The following is a 1,594-nucleotide window of genomic DNA, read 5'->3' on the forward strand; positions in this document are numbered from 1 at the left end:
CCCTGGTCGGCGAGGATTCTCTCGGCCACGGCTATCTGCTGGGAGCGGCTGGCCAGGTCGGGGCTGGCGGCGTAGTCGAGCGGACGTCGGAGGAGGTGTACGCGACCGAGATCACGCAGGTGAGAGCGAAGCATGCAGCCATGAATCGAGCAGCACGGCTGTGCATGCCGAGAAGATCGCGGACATCTCGTCCGTCCGGTCTGGTCACGCCATCACCGCTGCGGGCAAGCTCAACGTCAGAGTCACCGAAGTACCGCGACCGGGTGACGATCGAATGGTTGCCGATCCACCGTCGAGTTGACGCATTCTGTAACGACACCGAGCGAGGCGAAATACACGAAGGACGTGAGCAGAGTCCGCCAGTGATTGCGGAACAGATCTGCGAGTGGGCGAGTGGGAAGGGAATCGTTTTCTTGCATTTCCTTGAACGCCGGAGTCTCCTCGACGGCAAGCCTCATGAACAGACCCACCATGGCGACAACGCCTCCGATGATGAACGGCCAGCGCCATCCTCCGTCGGCGAAGTGCTCAGCGCCGACCAAGCTGAATGACAAGACTGTGACCGTGGCCAAGATGCTGCCGACGAATGACGAAGAGCTGATTATCCCTGCGTACAAGCCTCGGCGGTGGGACGGCGCATGCTCGACGACGAAGGTGGCAGCTCCGGTGTATTCGCCCCCGGCCGAGAATCCTTGAACCAATCGGCACAGCAGCAGCAACAGCGGTGCGGCAACACCGATCGAAGCGTACGTCGGTAGGAGACCGATTGCCGCCGTCGAGCAGCCCATGAGCGTAATTGCCAGGGACAGTGACCTCCGTCGGCCGAGGCGGTCACCCAGTCTTCCGAAGAATATGCCGCCGGCAGGTCTGGCCAAGAATGCGACTCCGTAAAGAGCGAAGGTGGCAAGCAGTGCGCCACTGCCGAACTCCGGAGGGAAGAACACTGTCGCGAGAACTGCGGCAGTGAAACCGTAGATTGTGAAATCGAACCATTCGACGATGTTGCCTGTCGCGCCGGCAATCAGGGCTCTACGGCGCGCCGATCGACGTCCAGGTGAAGTCTCGATTTGATGCTCTACAGGAGCATTTGCTGTGCCGGTCATGATGATTCCTCTCGGGATATGCTGAATGGCAACGGTTTTGCGACGTCAAGGTGGTCGATGTCGTTCGGGGGGGGGCATGCGAAATCGAAGAGGCCGACCGGACCCACGTTGATCTGGATGGACGTAGGCCACGAGAACGACAAAGAGAATCGACCATGAACGACGATAAATAAGACGCCGGCCAACTGGATCACCACGGAGCGAGGTGGAGGCATCGCGTCGAAATGGTATTGGAAGGCCGGCGAGGAGTGGATCGTAGAAGCGTTCCCTGTGTGGATGAAAAAATAGATCCTCCTTTGGTGCGATACCCCCAGGGCGAACGATGTACTGGACCTAGGACTACCGGGAGATGCGTCCGTCGAACCGCCCGGCTGAAAGTGCGCGTATCTACTTGAACTGCGTTCCACTGATCGGGGGTCTCCTCCGCGAACAGCCTCCGCTCCGGCAGAGTGGACCTGGCAACGGTGTCGAGCAGATCCGACAACTCGTCC

At 60.0% G+C, this 1,594-nt stretch carries 1 protein-coding gene and 1 pseudogene; both read right to left on the reverse strand.

Translation table 11 applies throughout. The features are described 5' to 3' along the window. Nucleotides 1-80 (reverse strand): annotated as a pseudogene (locus ABT116_RS44955) (transglycosylase family protein); the annotation flags it as partial. Between the two features lie 162 nt (nt 81-242). Continuing rightward, a complete protein-coding gene (locus ABT116_RS44960; RefSeq protein WP_351646797.1) occupies nt 243-1,103 on the reverse strand; it encodes an MFS transporter in 861 nt (286 codons plus the stop codon). Nucleotides 1,104-1,594: the final 491 nt, after the last annotated feature.

Source organism: Streptomyces sp. NPDC002130 (genome assembly GCF_040296465.1).
Lineage (GTDB): Bacteria > Actinomycetota > Actinomycetes > Streptomycetales > Streptomycetaceae > Streptomyces.

Coding starts and splice junctions, on each gene's coding strand:
- ABT116_RS44960 (WP_351646797.1), bottom strand. CDS start 1,103: ATGACCGGCACAGCAAATGCTCCTGTAGAGCATCAAATCGAGACTTCA.